The following is an 18,494-nucleotide window of genomic DNA, read 5'->3' as shown; positions in this document are numbered from 1 at the left end:
CAACTTTCAATATTACGCAAATAAAAGGAGAAAAAAAATCGCTAAAACATGCTTTTTTCCCCTTTATCAATTTAAACAGACTGCAGACGAGAAATATTCGACTTTTCCATCTGCTCTTTGGCATATTCCATTGTTACAACAAATTCTTTGACGTTCTGAGACGGTACTGTATACATAACATCTATCATTATTGTTTCAACAATAGATCTCAACCCACGAGCTCCAAGCTTATATTCTACTGCCTTATCAACAATATATTCCAATACCTCTGGCTGGAAGACCAACTTAACTCCATCCATTTCCAGAAGTTTAATATATTGCTTGATTATAGAATTCTTAGGTTCTGTCAGAATATTACGCAATGCATTTCTGTCAAGAGGATTCAAATAAGTTAAAATAGGCAGACGACCTATAATCTCAGGTATAAGTCCAAACGATTTCAAATCCTGCGGTGCGATATATTGCATCATATTGCTACGATCAATCTTAACAGCATCTCTTACCGAATTATACCCTACCACATTAGTATTGAGTCTTTGAGCTATCTTGCGTTCTATACCTTCGAAAGCTCCACCACAGATAAACAGAATATTCTTGGTATTTACCGGTATCATTTTCTGATCAGGATGTTTCCTTCCTCCTTGTGGCGGAACATTCACTATAGAACCCTCTAGTAATTTAAGCAAACCCTGCTGTACACCCTCACCACTAACGTCTCGTGTTATAGAAGGATTGTCACCCTTACGTGCAATTTTGTCTATCTCATCAATAAACACTATACCGCGTTCAGCCTCCTCTACATTGTAGTCGGCAACCTGCAGCAAACGCGTCAACAGACTTTCAATATCCTCACCAACGTAACCGGCCTCGGTCAATACAGTAGCATCTACAATTGTGAATGGCACTTTCAACAGTTTAGCTATAGTACGTGCCAGCAGCGTTTTTCCGGTACCGGTACCTCCAACCATTATGATATTTGACTTTTCTATTTCAACATCATTATTGTCCGATACCTGAAGGAGACGTTTGTAATGATTATATACAGCCACAGACAAATATCTTTTGGCATCATCCTGACCTATTACATACTGGTCAAGAAAAGCTTTGATATCAGCCGGTTTTGGTAATTCTTCCAAACAGATATTACCTACCTTACCTGAATGTGAATGTATATTGGCTTCCTTAACTATCTCATGAGCTTGCTCCACACATGAATCACAAATACAGCCATTAACTCCAGTTATCAGAAAACCTACTTCATTTTCCGAACGTCCGCAAAAGCTGCATTTGTTCCTATTTCTAGTTGTTTTTGAATTTTCCAATGACTATAAATTTTAGTTCTTTAGTTCTTTTTGAGTTTGCAAGTTTTTAAATTACAAAGAAGGCTTGCGAGACATAACTTCATCAATTATACCATATTCCTTCGCTTCCTGCGCAGTCATCCAGTAGTCTCTGTCCGAATCCGCCCACACCTTGTCAAAATCAGTATGCGAATGTTCAGCTACGATAGTATATAACTCTTTCTTGAGCTTCAATATTTCGCGAGCTGTAATTTCTATATCCGAAGCCTGACCTTGTGCGCCACCCAGAGGCTGGTGTATCATCACTCGTGAGTGCGTCAATGCAGAACGTTTGCCCTCCTGACCAGCCACAAGCAACACAGCAGCCATTGAAGCAGCAAGACCTGTACAGAAAGTAGCCACATCACTGCTGATAAACTGCATTGTATCATATATTCCCAAACCGGCATATACAGATCCGCCCGGTGAGTTTATATATATGGAAATATCCCTTCCTGAGTCTATAGAGTCAAGATACAGCAACTGAGCCTGCAATGTATTGGCTGTGTAATCATTGATTTCTGTTCCCAAGAATATGATACGGTCCATCATCAAACGAGAGAACACGTCAAGCTGAGTAACGTTCAGCTGTCTTTCTTCAAGGATATAAGGATTAAGATAACCAGCCTGTGACTTTATAACATCATCAAGCACCATGCTGCTCATTCCCAAATGCTTGGTTGCATATTTTCTGAAATCATCCATAAGTTATATTTTTTTATCTTTTAAAAATACAGAAAGAGACTTTTAGCCATTTCTTTTCCGAGTACAGGACTAGAGCTTGCACCAACCAGAAAAGCCTCGGTTAAAAGCCTCTTCCATTATAATAAGCCTCAGCAATTAACTTCAGCCTGGAATTATATTACTGAAACATTTTGTTGAAATCTTCTACAGATACAGCTTTGTGGTTCAATGTTACCTGACCCTTAACAGCTGCAGCAAGCTTAGATTCAATTGCTCTGTTTACAAGAGCTTCAACGCTTTCGCGTTTCTTAAGCATTTCTTTAGAGTAGTTTTCAAGCAATTCTTCAGGAACGTTGATCATACCGTACTGAGCGAACTGAGCACGAGTAGCTTCCTTAGCCATATCCTGAATGTCAGACTGTTCAATCTTGATGCCGTTAGCTTCAACAAGTTTTTCCTTGATCAAGTGCCAAGTAAGTTCTTCAAGGCTCTTTTCGTAGTTTTCGTTTACGTATTCTTCACCTTTTTCCTTGTTGTTGTCAAGCATGATACGTTTCATCAAATCGTCAGCAAATTCCAATTTACCAACCTTACCCATAGTGTAAGCGCGCAAGTCGATAAGGAACTTATAGTCGCTGTCAGCTACAAACTGAGTAGAGATGCTTTCCTTAACCTGAGCACGGAATTCTTCTTCGTTTGAAGCCTTGCCTTCGCCAAGAACCTGGTCGAACAATTCCTGATTCAATTCACCCGGAATCATACGAGTGATTTCTTCAATCTGGAAGCTGAAGTTACCTTTGTAGTTAACAACTTCTTCTTTCTTAACTTTCAGAAGAGAAGCAAGTTCTGCCTCGTTGTTATCGAAAGCTACAGAAGGATTGAACACCAATACAGTGTTTACCTTAGCACCGTTGAAGATAGCTTTCTGGTCGTCGTTCTTCATGTATGTAGGCATCATAACTGCACCTTCTACCTGAACACCGCCTTCTTTTGTATTTCCGTTTTCATCAAGCTCAGCCAAAAGACCTTTTAGCATATCCTTTTCCTGATAATCTTCAACCTTGTCATATTTAGCTGTACGCTGTCTGTACATATTAACCTGCTGTTCTACCATTTCGTCAGTTACATCGATATCATAGTAGTCAACAGTATCATTGTTTGACAATTCTATAGAGAATTCAGGAGCCAAAGCGATATCGAAAGAGAATTCGAAGTTTTCGTCTGTTTCGAAGTTAGCGTTGTTTTCCTTTGGAAGTGGAGTACCCAACATGTTCACTTTGTTTTCGCGGATATATTCACCAACTTTTTCCTGCAACAGCTTGTCAACTTCTTCAAGAAGTACAGATACACCATACTGTTTCTTGATAAGACCCATCGGAACCATACCTTTACGGAATCCAGGCATATTTACTCTCTGACGAAGTGTCTTCAACGCTTTTTCAACTTTTTCCTGATAATCAGTTTTTTCGATTTGCGCAGTAAGCACAGCACTTACGTTGCTTACATTCTGTAATGAAATATTCATTTCTTAATTGTTTTATATTAATTATTATTCTTATTTTCAAAAGTATAAACTTTTTGGGGTGTGCAAAAATAGTGTTTAATCTTGCAACTACCAAAAAGTCAGGACAAAAAAAATTTCAAAACGGATATGATATAACACTATCACTCACGTATATTCTGTACTTGAAATTCTTTTTTTCTCAAGACAAAGCTATTACTTAAGTACTTTTCTCGTACTATTTTATTCTCTGCTAATTCCTCAGGAGTACCCTGGAAAAGGATTCTTCCTTCAAACAATAGATATGCTCTGTCGGTTATACTCAATGTCTCCTGAACATTATGGTCAGTAATAAGAATTCCGATATTCTTATCCTTCAATTTCCAGACTATATGCTGTATGTCCTCCACGGCAATGGGGTCAACACCAGCAAACGGTTCGTCAAGCATTATGAATTTTGGATCGATAGCCAGACATCTTGCAATCTCAGTTCTTCTGCGCTCACCTCCTGAAAGCTGATCGCCTAAATTTTTTCTTACTTTCTGTAATCTGAATTCAGCAATAAGACTTTCCAGTTTATCTTTCTGATATTCCGGACTTTTATTAGTAAGTTCAAGAACAGAGGCTATATTATCTTCCACACTCATTTTCCTAAATACAGAAGCTTCTTGAGCCAAGTAGCCTATTCCCTTTTGTGCACGTTTATAAACAGGATACGATGTTATATCTTCATCATTCAAAAAAATATGTCCTTCATTTGGTACTATAAGTCCTGTTGTCATATAGAACGATGTAGTCTTTCCTGCCCCATTAGGTCCCAATAGACCGACAATTTCTCCCTGCCTTACGTTTATTGACACATCATTTACTACAGTTCTTTTACCATATTTCTTGACAAGATTCTCCGTACGAAGCACCATACATTCATTATAATCCGCCTGCAAACCGGCATTAGCAGACTTACCTTCGTATTCTTTATCTTTCAATTCTTCCATATAGCTTATTTTGAGCACAAAAGTAGTAAAATTCTTGGGTTATATGGTCATTTACATTAAAATCCTCCTATCTTTTATTATTTAATAGCTAAAAAACAGTACTTTTGCAACAAATTATTTTTTGACATCATGATAAAACCAATCAGTATTCTTGGCAAATACGTAATTCTTATGGGCAGAGTCTTTTCCCGTCCAGAAAGAGTAAAGATGTATTTCAAACAATATGTAAACGAATTGTATCAACTTGGAATAAATTCCATTGGTATAGTACTCCTGATTTCATTTTTCATTGGAGCGGTAATATGTATTCAGATTAAGTTAAACATAGAAAGTCCGTGGATGCCGAGATTTGTCGTAGGATATACTACCCGAGAAATCCTGTTGCTTGAATTTTCTTCAGCCATAATGTGTCTTATTCTGGCTGGAAAAGTCGGTTCTAATATTGCATCCGAACTTGGTACAATGCGAGTCACCCAACAAATAGACGCACTTGAAATTATGGGTATAAACTCGGCATCATACCTTATTTTACCTAAGATTCTTGGACTTATGACCATGATTCCATTTCTTGTAATATTCAGTATATTCGCAGGAATAATAGGAGCATTCTGTACAGCATGGTTTGCAGGTATAATGAACGCAACCGATCTTGAATACGGTCTTCAATACTGCTTCATAGAATGGTATATCTGGTGCAGCTTTATCAAGTCACTGTTCTTTGCATTCATTATAGCGAGTGTTTCGGCATATTTCGGATATACAGTTGACGGCGGTTCCATATCTGTAGGTAAAGCAAGTACAAATGCCGTTGTTTCAAGCAGCGTACTCATTCTATTCTCAGATTTAATTCTTACACAACTATTAATGGGATGATACAGTTAAAATCTATATGTAAGTCATTCGAAGGAAGAACAGTCCTTGATGACATCAATTTCACTTTCGAAAACGGAAAGACCAACCTAATCATAGGTCAGAGCGGCTCCGGAAAAACCGTTCTAATGAAATGTATTGTGGGACTTCTGACACCAGAAAAAGGTGAAGTGCTTTATGACAACAGAAATCTTCTCGGTATGGGAAAGGCAGAAAAGAAAACTCTACGCAAGGAAATGGGCATGATATTCCAAAGCGCAGCATTATTCGATTCACTATCCGTTCTTGAAAATGTCATGTTTCCTCTCGACATGTTCTCGAATGATACATATCGAGACCGAGTTAAACGTGCCCAATTCTGTCTCGACAGAGTAAACCTTCTGGATGCACAGAATAAATATCCCGGCGAGATAAGTGGAGGCATGCAAAAGCGAGTAGCAATAGCCAGAGCAATAGCTTTAAATCCACAATATCTGTTTTGTGACGAGCCAAACTCTGGACTTGACCCTAAAACATCTTTAGTGATTGACGAACTTATACACGACATTACTACAGAGTTCAATATGACAACCATAATCAACACTCACGATATGAATTCTGTAATGGGTATAGGCGACAGTATACTGTATATATATCAGGGACACAAAGAATGGTCTGGAACAAAAGATGATGTGTTTACAGCTACTAATGAAAGATTGAATAATTTCATTTTTGCATCAGACTTATTAAGAAAAGTAAAGACAGAAGAAAATAAGAAAAAATTCTGAATATATAAAAATCACTAATATATGATTTTTTCACATTTTCATGATATCTCGAAATATTCAATAAATATCTTTTAAAATAAAAATGGCATATGAAAATGACAAATTGAAATCATTTCATATGACATTTTATTGACAGATATAGAGTCATATTATATGACATTTAAATGCTTCTTATAAATAAGAGAGCAATTTTCTAACACACAATACATTAAAAATCAATTATTTCACAATAAATTAAACATGTAAGTTACCTATTAATATTTATTTACGGAATATAACAAGTTAATGATAACCTTCCATGAATACAAATTCAAGTTTTCTTATAATAAAATTCCACACATTTTTCTTCAAAAAAAGCATCAAACGCATTTTTACAAACACGTCTGATGCCTAATTAATTAACCATTCAGACTGTTTTTTAAAAACAGTCTATTCCCCATTTGATGTTATTTCATAGTTAGCTTCTACTTTAAAATAAGCACAATCCATAATCCGTTTGTCCCTGTATTTTCTGTATGACAGTTTCCTGATTCCTTGTGGATTTTCAGATTCCAATTATTCTCATTTTGGCAAGCCAAAGGCTTCTGTCATTTCCCTCATCTGATTTTCTGTCATTCCATCCGGTTCAAAGCCCATTTGCTTGGCTGCCGCATATATCAATGCTGATTTATTCAGTACATCTATCTGATCGAATGCAGACATTATGTCTACATCTACGGCAAATGCCCCATGTTTCTCCCAAAGAACTACATCATAATCGTCAAGTTTACTCAAAGTTCCATCAGCAAGCGCTACAGAGCCAGGCAACTCGTAAGGTATAATACCAAGACCGCGAGGACAGAAAGCTTTTGTTTCAGGTATCATACTCCACAATACTTTTGTAGCGACATCCTTTTCCAAAAATCTCTTGTTGTGAGACATAGCTATCAATTCTATGGGGTGTGTATGAAGCGATGCCTTATAAGGAGAATTATTCTTTATAAGATAATTATGCACGCTCAAATGTGCTGGAACCTCTGAAGTAGGCATTACTGGTTGATCGGCTATTATCACATAATGGCTACAGTCGTCAAGTATCCTGATTACAGAACCGTTCTCCATGGGATTACGGGCCAAGTCACGCATACGTTTCTGAGTACCCTTACAATAGAAATAACATCCCTTAAGATAAGGTAATGTTGCGCCTATGGATATCGGCTCAGTGAGGGGAGACATCGATATTATGTCGTCATCCACAAACTCGGTAATATTAAGTGTTATATTACCACCATTACGCTCTGCCCAGCCTTTTTGCCATAGATATCCTGCCACTTCTGCGGCTTGTGATATCTGATAGGCCAAAGTAGGACGATTATTCAAAATTGATACCATAATTGATAAAATTAATAAGTTGTTAAATACTATCAAGTAATTTGTCAAGCAAGTCTTTAAGTTGCAATGGTGTAAGTTGCTGTCCGGAATCGGATAGTGCAGCATCTGGATTGCAGTGACTCTCTATGAAAAATCCCTGAATGTCATATTTTAATGCATCGACACATATACCTTCTATAAGGTCACGTCTGCCGGAAATATGACTAGGGTCGCAATACAAAGGGATGTGTCCGAATTCTTTACGGACTTCAGAACAGATGTTCCATAACGGTGTGTTGCGGTATGGTGTATTGTCCTGAAGACAGAAACCGCGATGAATGAGCCGTACATCACTCAATCCATATTTCATGATTCTTTCTACGGCTCCTTTCCATAACTCTACATCCGGACAAACAGGATTCTTTATAAAAACAGGAATTTCTACACCACGCAAGGCTTCTGCAAGCTCTGTAATCATAAAAGGATTGACTGTGGTACGTGCACCTATCCATAACTTATCTATACCATATTTTAAGGCAACCTCAATATGAGAAGGTAATGCCACTTCTGTCATGACTTCCATTCCAAAATCATGGCGGATATTCTTAAGCCATGGAAGAGCAAGTTCACCAAGTCCTTCGAAACTACCATACCTGGACCGTGGCTTCCAAAGTCCTACACGCATGGTTCTTATACCTATTCCGTTTAAGCCTGATGCTGTATCATAAAGTTGCCTTTCTGATTCTGCACTACATGGCCCCGCTATTATATCAAAAGTTTCTTTCATAACAGTTACAGACTTAAAACAACATCCCGCCATACCGGAGCATGGCAGGAGTTCTTATAAAATAATAATTACTTTTTCAAATCTTCATAAAGTTCAAATGCTTGTTCAGGAGTAAAACCATCATGAACAACAGCATGTACGGCCTGAATCATAGCTGCCGGAGCGTCGCTTTGGAAGACATTACGTCCCATATCAACACCGGCTGCCCCATCATTTACAGCCTTATAACATAATTCAAGTGCCTCTTTCTCAGGAAGTTTCTTACCGCCGGCTATAACTACCGGTACAGGACATGATGCAGCTATCTTCTCAAAGCCTTCACAATAATATGTTTTAACAATTGATGCACCATTTTCAGCACATACGCGTGATGCCAATGCAAAATAACGGGCATCGCGTGCCATCTGTTTGCCTACTGCAGTAACTCCCATTACCGGTATACCATATCGGTAACCCAAATCTGCAATCTTAGCCAAATTAGAAGCAGTAACAGCTTCCTGTTCACCATCACCTGCAGAGAACATTACTGCCATTGCAGATGCATTGACGCGTATCGCATCTTCTACATCTATAAGTACATTACGGTTTAATTCTGTGAGGATTGTCGAACCAGCATCTGAACGTAAACATATCGGTTTGTTGAACACTGGTGGAACTGAAGTACGCAGTATTCCACGTGTACACATCAGGCAATCGGCATATTCTATCAATGGAACAATACTGAGGTCTATCCTTTCAAGACCTGAGGTTGGTCCCATAATAAAGCCGTGGTCGAAAGCCAACATTACTGTACGTCCTGTCTTTGGATTGAATATACGTGAAAGTCTGTCTTTCATTCCCCAACCGAGTGATGAAGCTCCTTTTACATGAAAATCCTGTACGTTGTTTTTTTCCCCTATTCCGAAATTTGCGGCTTCTCTGAAGCCATCCATATCTGCCATAATTCTTAGTTTTTAGTTTGTAATTATATAATATTGTCCCTTATTTTACTGCTTCGCTGAACGAATGAAACATACAGCTCCATGATGTGGCTCCGCTATCGGCAAAACCTATGGAACGTTCGCCATAATTACGCGCACGGCCAAAATTGGCTTTCATCTCTATTGTCCGCGCTGCTCCTTCCAGAGATGCGTCAGCTCCTGCCTTAAGTATTTCAGCAATATCAGAGGATGTACAGGAAGTTATTACATCTACTGCTGGTACCAATGCGTCCATCATGGTCTTATCACCTGGTTTAGCCTGTGTCTGCATCTGAACATTAGCAAGTCCTCCAGCAAACATTTTCTTCACCCCTTCGGCATCAAGTTCAATTCCTGACACTGCATCACTCATTCCAAGGAAGAACGCACCCAGAAGCGTACTTGTGGAACCACTCACCTGAAGCATTACATCAAAACCCATATCGCTAAGCATGGCTTTGAATTCTGTTCCCTTTCGTGCTGTTTCCACTACTACTGTCATAGCGGCTGCTATTGCCTGTCCGTGATCACCGTCGCCTATAACGGCATCGAGGCGTGAAAATTCATCTTCCCTTTCCTTTATATTCTTCAATGCACATTCCAGCATTGACTTGAAATCATCTATGGTAAGCTTGTCTTTCATAGGCTATATGTTTATTTTCCCAGTGTAGTCCAATAAGGAGCATTAGACGGTCTATTCTTAAGATATTCGATGTGGTCATCATCCAATACGGCTACTATCATCTGGAAACCTGCCTGTTCCTGTACGGTGAGCAGTTCCTGAATACGTCCGTAAACCACTTTCAGTCCTCGCGATTCGAGTTCCTTATATGCTTTGCGGAAAACGATGCTCAGCTCCATATGTGTTGTAGCTCCTACACCGTTTATAATAAGCATCATCTTGCTTCCGACAGAAGGTTTAAGCTGTTTACAAAGAAGATCAGTCATCTCTGCTGCTGTATCATCTGCCGACACAAGAGGCTTCTGTCCTCCACCACCTTCACCATGTTGTCCCATTCCTATTTCCATTATTCCTTCAGGAAGATCGGTAATGACAGCTCCGTTCTGAGGATGTGAACATGATTTCATTGCTACTGCAAGTGTAGCTACATTATTGTTATATCTTTCTGCTATCTCTACAAGTTCTTCCAAAGATTTACCTTCTTCAGAAGCTGCTCCCAAGATCTTATATAGAGGAACACACCCCGCAAGTCCGCGACGGTCTGTGTCATCTGCTCCAATACCGGCACTGATGTCGTCGTGTGTAAGTACCTTAGCTACCTTAATGCCGGAACGAGCCGCAAGCTGACAAGCCATATTTGCGCTCATGACATCCCCTGAATGATTAAGAACAACAAGCAGGATACCAGCCTCACGCTTCATAATCTGCAATGCCTTGAACAGGCGTTGCGCACCTGGAGCCGCAAATATATCGCCTACTACAGAACAGTCAAGCATTCCTTCACCTACGAAACCACTTAATGCCGGTTCATGACCAGAACCTCCTAATGTAACTATGGCCACCTTATCTTCTGATTTCGGATTGGCGCGTACCACAATGTTCTCGTCTGCCAGTCTGACCTGGTCTAGATACGCCATTACATAACCTTCAAGCAGTTCGGCTGTTATATTCTCCGGATTGTTTATAAATTTTGTTTGCATAGTAATATCTCCTATTCTTTTAATGTTTTACATGGTTATAGGTCAATGTCATTTTATTTCCATCAGTTCAATTGATATACCTTCTTCTTCGATAAAAGCTATCGTAAGGTGTTCATCGCAGACAGCAGGACCGAAAATCACTTTCTTACCTTTAAGCTCTTCCTCAAGAGAAGATACTGTATATGCGATATGTCCCTGTTTCTGAACTAGCTCCGGCATACAACTACCGGGTTCGAACTTAAGAAACTCGATTTTATTCGGGCTTTTTGAAAAGTCTGTAAGCCAAACGCTCAACCCTTCATTATAGACCGCTCCGGTAGGAATTGTGTCGGTTACAATTCCGACATGATTAAATGTTCTCATGGTTTTAATACTTTTTTAAAGGTTATTACTTATATATCTGTGCGTTTTTATATACGAATATATTCCCAGAATAAATACAGCCATGAAAGCTGATACGACCCATACTATGGCACTGGAGATATCTCCACTGTGACCGTAAGAATGCATCCCGCTAAGAAAATAGTTTACTCCGAAGAATGTCATCAAAACTGTTGATATTGACAACACTGAAAGAAAGTTGAACAGCCACACTGTTATACGTGACTTGAGAAGATGTATATGCGTAACTATAGCATATATTACAACCGTGATCAAAGCCCATGTTTCTTTGGGATCCCACCCCCAATACCTTCCCCATGATTCGTTTGCCCATACTGCGCCAAGAAAAGTTCCTGCAATCATCAGTGCAAGTCCTATCCACATTGATATCTCATTCAGTATGCTGAGTTCATTTATAGTATCAAAGTTCTTTACTACAGATACAGACATTATGGACATATTGGTTAGCCCAATCAGACAGCTGAGACCGAAAAAACCGTAAGCAGCTACTATAACGGCCACATGTATCATCAGCCAAGGGGATTTAAGTACAGGAACCAAAGGAGTGATATGTGGATCCATCCAGTTTAGACCGGAAACAAACAGAAGTACTCCGGCAAATATAATAGCAAGACTGAAAACCAGATAACTGCGACGCATGAACAACAATCCGGCGCAGACGGTAGCCCATGCCACATAGACCATTGTCTCGTATGAATTGCTCCAGGGAGCATGTCCAGATATATACCAACGGAGTGACATTCCGTACATTTGTAAAAAAAAGACTCCAACTATAAAGACGAAAAGTATGGATTTAAGTGTTCTGAATCTTAAACGTTTAATAAGCGATAATAGAGACAGAATCAAAGACAAACCTCCTAAAATGAGATATCCCATCCTGCAATACTTGAACGCATTCAATCTATTGTATTTCACCTCAATCCCCATACGTTTGTGGGAGATATCAACACCAATAGACTTTGCCTGTTGGTAAGTATCTATCATTCCAGCTATCTCGTCAGGAGTCTTCCAATCACCACTTTTCAATGAAGATGAAACCTCTTCAAGATACCAGTCGAATATTCGTGACACAAACATCGAATCTTTCCCTGAAAAAACTGTAAGATCGTCTCCAGGAGAATACCATGTATGAGTAGAATCACCAGGCAAAGGGAATATTCTGAATGCTCTGCGATTCAACAGCATATCCATAAGATTTATCTGTTCGTTGAGTTTCAGCAAATCCTTATCGAATGTATCTCTCTCAGAAGGATTTTTCCTGTAGGTTTCTTCAAGGTCTGTCTGAAGTTTGTATGCACCTAAAGAATCAAGAACTTCAACAAATGCACAATATGGCATAGACAAACCGTAGCGCTCAGCAATATTTCTGTCATCGATGTTTATAAAAGGTACGTTTATCCAGACATCAGGCATAAGGAACATACTCAATAGAGACTGTTCGGCCGAAAGATTTCCAAACTTGTCCGATTTATGTATCTTGCGCAAAACCTCTGATGCAAAAGTTCCTACAGGCATCATCCTACCTCCAGGAGACTGTAGAGGTAATTTACCAAAAATCTCGGCATGTGCTGGATTTATAGCATATTTATTTATGACAGCCTTAAAATCGTTCGTTTCAGAAGCTGTTACTTGTAAGGAGGTTGACAGGAATATTAAAACGGGAATCATAACCTTTACAGACTGAATCACACACAATTTACGGTATAAAGTCATCACACGGGAATGACGTCCGAAAAGTGAGAATAACAATCCGGCCAATAATATTACATACCCGGCATAAGTAATACTACGTCCTGGAAGGTCATAATTTACTGTGAGTATTGTGCCATGCTCGTCCCTGTCGAAAGAAGACTGGAACAAGCGGTAACCTTCGATATCAAGCACATTATTCATGTAGATATGGGCCTTTATACTCACTCCCTCACAAGACACAGTAACAAAACTTTCGTAAGATGAAGGGCTACCAGAACCTGGATAACGTTCAAGAACAAAATCATCCAGTCTCACACTAAACGGGAGCGAAACTATGTGATTAACCCCATTTTCTGTCATAGTCATGCTATCAGCCGTTTCTCCTTCACGAATATGAAGAATACCTTCCTTACCGGCAAAATGGGTTGTAACAGCCCCTGCTATTATTACAACAAAAGCCAAGTGCGTAAGAACAACACCGGGACGTCTGATGCTCAGATATTGATGATTGTGGCTATATACAAAGAAATTCACAATCAGCAATAGCTGAATAAGAAAAAACAATGGGGAATAATACACAACGTCTTTTGCTACGGGGGTGCCGTATATCTTCTCTATAATTGTGGCTACAGCCAATAATACCGCATAAATCACCAATAATATTGCTGAAACCCGGAAAGAAGAAAAAAAACTGTATATATTATTAAAAATCTTATGCATACAAATTAAAAACAAAAAGAGATTCCGGTGCAAACCTTCATTTACATCAGTATTTCCTAATCAGTATCGAAGTATCTGCAGGAAGCACCGGAATAACCCAACAATCAATCCTAAATAATCAATCCTCAATAATAACTCTAAATCCTACATTGAATACTCTCTGGTATGGTAAGAAGCCCTTACGTGAATAAGAAGTAGAGAATTTCGGACGCTCTATATATGAACCTCCACGGGCAACCTTATATTCAGTTACCTGCTTACTGTTTTCTTTATATGGATATGGCAAATAGTCAGAACGGGTCCATTCTGAAACATTTCCATGCATATTATAAAGTCCGAATGGATTAGCTTCATATATTTTACCACCCACTTGTACCAGATTACCGTCATCAACGCTTTCTTCCTTAGGAAGGAATGTATAATACTTGTACCAAGGACTGGACGGAGACATCGGTTTCGGATCAACACCCGACACGGCAAAAAGGAGTGTTGTCTTGTCTGCCAGATTCTCTTTTTTACCAAAGTCTGTGTGCATGTCACCGAACCAGAAATCGCTGTCACTTCCAGCACGGCAAGCCCATTCCCATTGTGCCTCCGTTGGTAACGTAATATTAAGACCTGTCTTTTCGCTCAACTTACGACAATATTCCATTGCGTCATTATAGCTCACACGTATCACAGGCTGTTCAGGTTTGTTGGCAGGATAACCCTGTACAACGTGATCTTTCCACTGTTGGTCAACGTAACGACTATCGTGATCAGGGAAAATTACATTAAACTGTTCATTAGTAGTTTCAAGTTCCGCCATCCAGAATGCCTTCCTAATCTTAACCTTAGATGTAGGATAAGTATCAGAAGGACCATTATAGCTACCCATAACAAATTCACCGGCAGGGATACGCACAAAAGTCATCTTGATTCCCGGAGCAATTTCCACGACTTTACGTGTCTCGCCCTCTTCAGACTGTTTCTCCGAAGCTTTAGCCACATCAAATGGCCATCCCTTGGCTTTGAGTTCCTTAACCTTAACCTCCTTCATCGGTTCAGGCATTTCAGGAGTAATATCGCCCTTGTTCTTCAGGTATGAAGCATAGTCAGCGAGTTCCTTTTTCCAGTCGACACCTGCACCGTTACCATATTTATCTGTAAGTTCCTTACGGCGTTCTATTTGGTCGAATCCCTTATACGGCAACACATCTATTTTATTGGCAAGGAAATATCCCTTGTCCGGAGCGTTATAATCTATCCAGTTATACAATATACGCCATTCTTTGTCTGTAAGCTTGACATTATAATGTCCACGCTTTAACATACGGACCAGTTCACTGGTATTAGGATGGTATTCGTATGGCTGAAGAACAACCATATCACCTTCACCACCCTGACGATGTATATAAGGGTGGAAGTTAAGATATGATGTTCCATAACCTTTTTCATCCTTTTTACCACCTCTCAAATCAAAAGCTTTTTCTCCATTATGACATGCGATACATGCGCGGTCGAGGATAGGCTGTATCTCAAGATCGAAAGTAAACGAGCGTACACCACCTTCCGGAGGAGTAAGTTTAGAAGGTTCCTTCTGTGATGCAATCACGCGCTTAGGTATTGCAATCTGGTTTTGATCCTCATGACATCCGATACATGAAACCACCTCACCAGGCTGACCTGTAACCCAACTTCGCATCCACTGTATTGCTACACCGTCCTTATCAATAGGCTGGATTGAAATAGGAGTATTAGCTGGAGCCTTGAAGATGACAGAACCGTCCTCTTCCACAGGAACCGTACCCAAAAGTCTCTTTATATCCCAACCGGACTGAATTCCGTGCCAGTTATGGTCAGATATTGTCTTTACGTAGGCATATTCGTAAGCATGAAGCCTGAGTTCCTTCACTGTTCCACGAGGAATACCACGCAAGCCTTCTCCTTCATAAATATCCTGAATAAAGAATGTAGCTTCTTTCTGGTCTAGTTTTACACGATCAGGAATTACCGGAGGAGTTACTGATTTTTTTCTCAGAATAGGACTTATAAATCCTTCGCCTTCAGCTTCCATAATACAGGTAACATTGTCAAATATATCTACAAGATAAAGTCCCCACAATCCTGTAGGACTCAATTTAGCAGCTACAAGAAAATATTTGTCATTTATCACAGTAGGCTTGATGAACTGAGGCCATACTCCGTCAACTAATCGATCTTTTATTTCCTCTTTGATTGGTCTGTTACGGTGCGGTATTTCCTGTACCATACCACTAACGCTTTTTCTACCCTTGGCTGGGTCGAAAACTATCATACGTCCGGAACGTGCTATTCCATGATGTCCGGAAATAATTCCAACAAATGAAGAACCTTTTCCAGGGATAGGCTGCACATCGAAAGTACTGTTAGGAAACATGGCACCACTTCCATACAAAGCCTTGTTCTCAGTACCGTCAGGATTCATGTGCATCACGATACGCGAATAATAGTGTGTAAGGTCTGTATATTCCCAACGTGTATACATGATTCGACCGTTACCCATAACCACAGGATTCCAGTTTGCATCCTGATCAAATGTGAGACGGCGCAGATTCTTGTCCTTAGGATTATACAGCACAAGATTACCAACCTGATCACTACCGTTCACACATGGCACTCCCTGATATCCGATATTTGATATGGCAAGAATTCTTCCGTCAGGCAGATATGTTCCATCATAGAACTCTAGATCAGGTTCCTCATTCTCAATCAGCTTGCGGAAACCTGTTCCATCGAGTTTTACTTCGAATACATTCCACCTTTTGTCTTCCTGAAGCTGAGTAAACATTACCCTGTCAGCATCCCAGTGCATACGCAAATCAGCAATAGATGAACCGTTATCCGGTTTGTAAACAGATGTCATATTCACATCACCGTCAATATTTGACAGCGAAACTATTTCAGCGTCAAACCCACCACGACGTGCCGATTCCTGGTTGCTCCAGTTATTGGACTGTGTTCCCAATTGTGGCGCCATAGCTCTATTGGCCTCAGCTCCTAACTTGTACCTCACTGCCAAAATATCCTTATTCTTGACAAGTGGGTTAGAAAGCAAAATGCTTTTCTTTAAAGCTAAAGCTTCCTTAGCATTCTCAACAGCTTGCTTGTCAGCATTGTATATACCGTTAAAACCATTATTTACCAGTTCTGTCAATCTGTCAAGCTTTGAGGAATTCTCCTTATAATCAAATCCTGACAACTTCTTCATATCATCAAAAGCCAACTTGACAGCGTCGACATTTACCCACTTCAATTGCTCCTGAATATTATAAACCTGAAGAAGTTCTTTAGAGAAAGATACATAATCGGTAGTACTACGCAACAGTTCCGAATAATACTTCTTGTCTGCCAACAGACTGACGATATGAGTCAACCCGTTTGTCACAGGATTCAATATCCAGTCTTTCAGATTTCTGTGAAGATTGAAAAGCTGACTGAATAACGCCTCATCTTCTATAAGCGGATTATTTATTGAATAAGCTTTAAAATTTATACTTCCAGAATTAGAACTGTCATCAATACCGACCTCGGCTTCGAATCTGACAGAATTCTTGGGCAACTTATACAATATCATTCCAGGACCCCAGATAAGCACACCGTTATTATACTTTTTGCCTTTAATTGTTATTTCGTCGCCATTATAATCAATATTCTTTTTTACTCCGCCTTTAAGTGCCTGAAAACGCGTATAATCCAGTTTATCCAGCCATATAGAAGATCCGTCTTTCAGACAAACCTTAGCATTTGCCCACAGCGCATAATCATTTTTTCTACCCAAAGAGCCCTGTTCTGCCACAAGCAAAAGGTAATCAGAGTTTTTAGTATCAATCTTCAATAGCTTTGCTTCCTGATTATTTTTAAGTTCAGGTACCACCACCTCATTGCTAATGAATGGTGGTGAACATGCTTTACCACTTTGTGCAAATGCAGGAGCAGCACTACCGCATAACAAAGAAATGAAAGCTATATTAAAAATTTGTCTATACATAAAACCACATTTTACAAAGAAGCTTTGGAATTAGTAAATCTCAACCCAGCATTATCGTGATAACAAGCCCATTCATCAACAATAGCGCCTTCAGGACCGGCCATCATAAAATGGAAAGAACCCAATTTCTTAAGTCTTAATACATCACCAACGTTCTGCACTACATAATTCTTGCTCTTGATAGGACCGTGTACCGCACTTACAGCAGGAGCGTTAGGAGTCTCCTCGCCAATCTCCGAGAAATTATATACCCAGCCGTGATTCACCATCCACGATTCATGCTTGGCAGGGAATCCTTCAGTAGCCACATGAGCATGTTCCGGTATCATCTGTCCTGGAAGCAAATATATGGCATGAGCAAAATATTTGTATTCTGGATCGTTCACCCAAAAAATACCCCCCATACCTACATTTTCAAAATCTCCCAATCCAAAATCTGTAACCCACATATCCTTCGCCATCAAATCAGTGAACGGTACGTTATAGAATTTGAACATGTCTTTCATAGCTTCAATAGCCACATCTTGCTGAAACTTGCCGTCCTTATAGAAATCGGCATTTGTAAATTTTTTACTGTACTTCATAGCTTTATTAATTTCTGTTTTATTACACTCAACTTTTTTTTCTGAATCTTCTTTCGTCTGCGAATTTCCAGCACAAGAAAATCCGAAGGCAGCTACCGCCATAACAATTAAATAATTTTTCAAACTCAAACCTGTTCTCATATCCGTTATTTTTTAAAGTTAATGAATCGCA

General features: G+C 39.5%; 15 protein-coding genes. 2 read left to right on the top strand and 13 right to left on the bottom strand.

The annotated features are described in order from the left end of the window. Nucleotides 1-71: 71 nt before the first annotated feature. From clpX to lptB, 4 genes are all read right to left on the bottom strand, one after another. Nucleotides 72-1,322 (bottom strand): ATP-dependent Clp protease ATP-binding subunit ClpX, encoded by a 1,251-nt coding sequence (gene clpX / locus Q0486_RS02670; RefSeq protein WP_299230165.1) that lies wholly within the window; start codon nucleotides 1,320-1,322, stop codon nucleotides 72-74. Nucleotides 1,323-1,373: 51 nt separating this feature from the next. Further along, complete coding sequence (clpP, locus tag Q0486_RS02665) at nucleotides 1,374-2,045, bottom strand: ATP-dependent Clp endopeptidase proteolytic subunit ClpP (protein WP_154044162.1); 672 nt, start codon at nucleotides 2,043-2,045, stop codon at nucleotides 1,374-1,376. A gap of 157 nt (nucleotides 2,046-2,202) precedes the next feature. Further along, complete coding sequence (gene tig, locus Q0486_RS02660) at nucleotides 2,203-3,549, bottom strand: trigger factor (protein WP_299230164.1); 1,347 nt, start codon at nucleotides 3,547-3,549, stop codon at nucleotides 2,203-2,205. Between the two features lie 140 nt (nucleotides 3,550-3,689). Beyond that, entirely contained in the window at nucleotides 3,690-4,445 is a 756-nt protein-coding gene (gene lptB, locus Q0486_RS02655; RefSeq protein ID WP_299230194.1) for an LPS export ABC transporter ATP-binding protein, read from the bottom strand. Nucleotides 4,446-4,649: 204 nt separating this feature from the next. Between lptB and Q0486_RS02650 the strand changes: the two genes are divergently transcribed. Both Q0486_RS02650 and Q0486_RS02645 read left to right on the top strand, forming a co-directional pair. Next, the gene (locus tag Q0486_RS02650) at nucleotides 4,650-5,393 is read left to right on the top strand and encodes an ABC transporter permease (protein WP_299230163.1); all 744 of its coding nucleotides are present in this window, start codon (nucleotides 4,650-4,652) and stop codon (nucleotides 5,391-5,393) included. Beyond that, complete coding sequence (locus Q0486_RS02645) at nucleotides 5,390-6,157, top strand: ABC transporter ATP-binding protein (RefSeq protein WP_299230162.1); 768 nt, start codon at nucleotides 5,390-5,392, stop codon at nucleotides 6,155-6,157. Before Q0486_RS02650 ends, Q0486_RS02645 begins: the two co-directional genes overlap by 4 nt. Before the next feature lie 561 nt (nucleotides 6,158-6,718). Here Q0486_RS02645 and rhaD read toward each other — a convergent pair. The 9 genes from rhaD to Q0486_RS02600 form a co-directional block, all read right to left on the bottom strand. Further along, nucleotides 6,719-7,528 (bottom strand): rhamnulose-1-phosphate aldolase, encoded by an 810-nt coding sequence (rhaD, locus tag Q0486_RS02640; RefSeq protein ID WP_299230161.1) that lies wholly within the window; start codon nucleotides 7,526-7,528, stop codon nucleotides 6,719-6,721. 22 nt (nucleotides 7,529-7,550) lie between these two features. Further along, nucleotides 7,551-8,294: a phospho-2-dehydro-3-deoxyheptonate aldolase gene (locus tag Q0486_RS02635; RefSeq protein WP_299230160.1), complete on the bottom strand. Its 744-nt coding sequence runs from the start codon at nucleotides 8,292-8,294 to the stop codon at nucleotides 7,551-7,553. 68 nt (nucleotides 8,295-8,362) lie between these two features. After that, complete coding sequence (gene lsrF, locus Q0486_RS02630) at nucleotides 8,363-9,235, bottom strand: 3-hydroxy-5-phosphonooxypentane-2,4-dione thiolase (RefSeq protein ID WP_299230159.1); 873 nt, start codon at nucleotides 9,233-9,235, stop codon at nucleotides 8,363-8,365. 40 nt (nucleotides 9,236-9,275) lie between these two features. Beyond that, nucleotides 9,276-9,896: a DAK2 domain-containing protein gene (locus Q0486_RS02625; protein ID WP_299230158.1), complete on the bottom strand. Its 621-nt coding sequence runs from the start codon at nucleotides 9,894-9,896 to the stop codon at nucleotides 9,276-9,278. 11 nt (nucleotides 9,897-9,907) lie between these two features. Then, nucleotides 9,908-10,930 (bottom strand): dihydroxyacetone kinase subunit DhaK, encoded by a 1,023-nt coding sequence (locus Q0486_RS02620; RefSeq protein WP_299230193.1) that lies wholly within the window; start codon nucleotides 10,928-10,930, stop codon nucleotides 9,908-9,910. Nucleotides 10,931-10,963: 33 nt separating this feature from the next. Next, on the bottom strand, nucleotides 10,964-11,278 hold the full coding sequence (locus Q0486_RS02615) for a hypothetical protein (protein WP_299230157.1): 315 nt from the start codon (nucleotides 11,276-11,278) through the stop codon (nucleotides 10,964-10,966). A 15-nt stretch (nucleotides 11,279-11,293) separates the two neighbouring features. Next, complete coding sequence (ccsA, locus tag Q0486_RS02610; RefSeq protein ID WP_299230156.1) at nucleotides 11,294-13,543, bottom strand: cytochrome c biogenesis protein CcsA; 2,250 nt, start codon at nucleotides 13,541-13,543, stop codon at nucleotides 11,294-11,296. Between the two features lie 304 nt (nucleotides 13,544-13,847). After that, nucleotides 13,848-17,738 (bottom strand): SUMF1/EgtB/PvdO family nonheme iron enzyme, encoded by a 3,891-nt coding sequence (locus Q0486_RS02605; protein ID WP_299230155.1) that lies wholly within the window; start codon nucleotides 17,736-17,738, stop codon nucleotides 13,848-13,850. Between the two features lie 11 nt (nucleotides 17,739-17,749). Beyond that, the gene (locus Q0486_RS02600; RefSeq protein WP_299230154.1) at nucleotides 17,750-18,463 is read right to left on the bottom strand and encodes a hypothetical protein; all 714 of its coding nucleotides are present in this window, start codon (nucleotides 18,461-18,463) and stop codon (nucleotides 17,750-17,752) included. Nucleotides 18,464-18,494 lie beyond the last annotated feature (31 nt).

Origin of the sequence: uncultured Bacteroides sp. (assembly GCF_937912035.1) — a bacterium.
GTDB lineage: Bacteria > Bacteroidota > Bacteroidia > Bacteroidales > Bacteroidaceae > Phocaeicola.
This window is presented reverse-complemented; position numbering and strand designations above follow the sequence as displayed.